Source organism: Haematobacter massiliensis (assembly GCF_000740795.1).
GTDB classification, from domain to species: Bacteria; Pseudomonadota; Alphaproteobacteria; order Rhodobacterales; family Rhodobacteraceae; genus Haematobacter; species Haematobacter massiliensis.
In genome coordinates this window covers 1-4,135 of record NZ_JGYG01000033.1, presented here as the reverse complement: position 1 = coordinate 4,135, position 4,135 = coordinate 1, and the positions used below count along the sequence as shown (strand labels likewise).

2 protein-coding genes are annotated in these 4,135 nt (G+C 56.0%); both read left to right on the top strand.

Going from position 1 to position 4,135, the window contains the following annotated elements; all coding sequences use genetic code 11:
- A partial coding sequence (locus CN97_RS21040; protein ID WP_169743208.1) for a YobI family P-loop NTPase occupies window positions 1–2,955 on the top strand: 2,955 nt, incomplete at its 5' end.
- A gap of 453 nt (window positions 2,956–3,408) precedes the next feature.
- Window positions 3,409–4,135, top strand: a 727-nt coding sequence (locus CN97_RS19560) for a transposase (RefSeq protein ID WP_211253718.1), incomplete at its 3' end; no start/stop codon positions are given.

Genomic DNA, 4,135 nt, shown 5'->3' with positions numbered 1-4,135 from the left:
CGAAATCAGCGCCTTACTTGGGAAATGTGGGTTCAGACGCCGCTTACCCTTAATCGCCATTTAGACGAGATCATATACTTCTTCCAGTCTACGCAATATGATCTTGTCGTCATCGAGGACTTAGATAGATTTAACAACGCTGAAATATTCGTCACGCTGCGTGAAATCAATAGCCTGGTGAACGCCAATCTGCGCGGCAAGCGACACATCCGGTTTCTCTACGCCCTTCGCGACGATATGTTCGTGAACACGGATAGGACCAAGTTCTTCGAATTCATTATTCCAGTCATCCCTATCATCAATAGCTCGAATTCTATCGACAAATTGCTGGAGCAGGGCAAGCGGCTCTCCCTGGACGATAGGTTCGATCAGCGGTTCCTGCGGGAGGTTTCGCGATATCTGAACGACCTCAGGCTCATACAGAATATTTTTAATGAGTATGCTATCTACGTCGCCAATCTCGAAACCGAGAACGAAACCAGCCTAGACGTCAACAAGCTGTTGGCGGTCTTGATATACAAGAACGTGTTCCCAAGCGATTTCGAGAACCTTCATCGCGGAAAGGGGCATCTGGCAGGGGTTCTTCGAAGTCATGATCGATACATCGCGACGAGCGAGTCCCGATGCAAAGTCGAGATATCTCGCCTCGAGACGCTTGTCGATCAAGGTGAAAAGCAGCTGCCGAACGATCTGACCGAGTTGCGCCGGAGCTATGCGATGGCCATCGTAGAGATGGTTCCCGAGGGACACAGCCGTGTTGGCCTCAATCATAGTGCCATGATTTCTCTGAGCAACCTTGCTAACGATGAGCGTCTTGAAGCAATAATGGGAGCGAGCCAACTGTTAACCACTTCAATACACGGTCACCAGCATCACCTCCAAGTAGGCAATTTACAGGCGAAGGTTGATCCCCATAGAACCTTCCAACAGCGCAAAGAGGACGTTGAAAAGAAGTCTGCGGAATTTAGAGACTCTTCACTCAAGCAAATTCGCGAACTGAGGGCCAAATTAGGCAACTTGCGAATGACTAAATTCAACGAAGTCATTCGAGAAAATTCAGATGAAGTCGATGGGCTGTTCGACGAATTTGGAGACGGCGCCGATCTGGCTCGCTTCTTGGTTCTGGAGGGTTATCTGGATGACACGTACTACCAGTACACATCCCTTTTCCATTCAGGGCGTCTATCTCCCAGCGATAACAAGTTTCTGATCCACATTCGCGGTTTCAGAACTCCAGATCCCAACTTTCAGATAGACAATCCGAAGGAGGTCATCGCCGCGATGCGCGACGAGGATTTCAGCCGAACCTACGTTCTCAACGTGACGATCGTCGACTGCCTGCTTGCGGATCCCTCTTCGTATGGGATGCAGAAAAAGCGTCTGCTCAACTTCATCGCGACCGATTTCGCGGGCTGCGAGACATTCCTGTCAAGCTACTACGCCAGAGGCACGGCGGTCGCGGCTCTCATTTCTGGAATGGCGAGGACGTGGCCTGGGTTCGTCGCGGCGGCACTGACCAGTCCCGCAAACCTGATGCATGTTGCGCACATCATGAGCCACATGTCGAATGCGGACCTGAAGGGTCTTGCCGGCAGGCACCCGGCCATATCAAACTTCGTCTCAGAGAGGTTGGCTGACATCTTGGCGCAGGGGGTCGATGTCCCAGCCGAACGACTGCAACCGCTCGACGTCGAAGCGACCGACCTAGCCGCCGTGGAGGCTTACCCGGGCGTCATAAGGGTCCTGTTCGACGGCGGTCTCTATGAGCTTTCCATCGACAACCTGAATTTCATATTCCGAGTCGTCCTCGGTATCAGGGAAGTTGATCGGTCAGGCGAGCAAAACTACACGTTGGTACTCGAGTCCGGAAGCGCGCCGCTTCTAGCCAAGATCGATGGCCGTTTCGGCGAGTATCTTCGGAACGTCCTGCTTCGTCTGCCGAACAATTGCCGTGAGAGCATTTCGACCATTCAACGCGTCATCGGCCGGGCCGACGTGGAAGTTGAATCCATTGCAGAATTCCTCGAGATGCAGTCGACATCGGTCCCAACCTTGGATCAAGTCCCCGATGGTCTCCACGCCACGCTTTTTCGGATAGCAAAGATCGAGGCGACTTGGGTAAACTGCTTAGCGTTTATTGGCAGCAGCAACTACGATGCGGAAGTACTCACGTCGTTCTTGAACAGACCGGCCACCTTGCGTGCGCTTGCCGACCACCAAGTTCCGGACGGAGATCGGGCGGCACCATTGCGCAAGTTCATCCTAGAGAACGACGCATTGAGCGAGGAAACATATTCGGCCTATGTCAAAGTGCTTCCGAGACGGTTCAAAGTCTTCCCGCAGCAGCTCAGTGCAGCAAAGACCAAGATACTGGTCGAGCAGAATACCATAACCTTCTCCGCGACCAACCTTTTGCATCTCAGCGACGATCCAACATTAGGCATCGCATTCGTAACAAGGAACATTGCAGAGTTCTTCGAGGCTGAAGGCGAGTGCGATCTAGCCGACGACTTCCGGCAGAATCTGTTGGAAGCGGACATTGGCGATGAAAACAGGCTGAAGATAATTCAAAAGATGGATCTTAGCCTGCTGGCTGACATATCGTCCCGCGCGGCCATCGTTGGCAGAATACTCGCTCGAACTGGCGTGAAGATCGACAACCTCGGAGTCGACGCCGCACGTGCGGTCATCGTCAACTCCCAGCCTCTTTCCACACAGATAACTTTGTTCAACATGCTTCAAAGGATGTTCGATGATCAGCAAGTGAGAGATATCCTGCGTTCACTGCCTGATCCACTTCCCGACATCAAACCGGGTTTCTCAACGCCGAAGATTGAAGGCAGCGAAGTGAACCTCGAGTTCGTTACATGGTTGAAGGATCGGGGCTTCATCTCATCGTGGCGGAAAGGCACCTTGTTCGATGACGACATTCGCATGAGTATGTTCAGGAAGTGAGTAGGATCGTTCATCGCAGTTTCCCAAGCAGGTCGTTCTCGGCACCTCGCCGAGATAGATTAGCGGATAGCAGGTGGCGGGCTCAAATCCTGATAGGCTGAAGACCTCCACCGTTGCCAGGCGGCTTGCCGCCTGCTCGGAGCGTCGGGCAGGGCGTTGCTTCGCCCCGTTTGAGCATGCTCTGTGCCAGAGTGGCAGCTGTCATCACGCGGAATTGCCGACAGGCCGCTTTCCGCCCGTCAGGCGGTTTCAGCCCGGTTGACCATGGCAGCCCGTATGAGTGTCCGCTGTCTGGCTGTCGCTGCGATGGCGGTGCCGCACCGCCACAAGACAGCTTTCCGCCCTTCCCGCTCGGTCGTGTCTCGGAAGTGGTAGAAATTGTCTGGCGGCGTAATCTCCGGGTGAACCAACACCCACCCAACCGGCGGCGGCAACCGCCAGGGAGATCACGCCATGAAGCAGAATACCGATAGCTCGTCCTTTTCGCCGCTGCCCGACGCAGGCGGGTATGATCCGATCGAGGATCGCCTGCGGGCGAATGTCCGGGCCACCATTGAAGCCATGTTCGAAGAGGAACTTGCCGCCTTTCTTGGTTGGCTTCGTTACGGCCGCGGCAATGAGCGGGCCAGGGGCTACCGCCACGGGCACCGCGATCGGCAGCTGACCGGCACATTCGGCACCGAGACGGTGCGGGTTCCTCGTGCTCGGATCGAGAACGAAGCCGGCAAGATCACCGAATGGCGATCGAAGGCACTGCCCCGCTACAGGCGGCTGACGAAGAAGGCCGAGGCCCTGATCGCGGCGGTCTACCTGGCCGGCACCAACACGCGCCGGGTCAAGCGGGCGCTGTTCGGACTGTTCGAGGGGGCGGTGAGCAAGGACGTGGTCAGCCGGGCCTGGCGCAAGGTGAAGGTCGACTGGGACGCCTGGTCCACCCGCGACCTGGCCGAGGAGGATATCGTGCGGCTCATCCTCGACGGCACCGTCATCAAGACCCGGCTGGACCGCAAGGCCACCAACATCTCGGTGCTGGCGGCGATCGGCATCCGCCGCGACGGACAAAAGGTGCTCCTCTCGATCAGGAACATGGGCGGCGAAAGCACGGCTGCCTGGGGCAGCTTCCTTGCCGACCTGGACGCGCGGGGCCTCAGGCGGCCCGAGTTCGTAATCGTTGACGGCG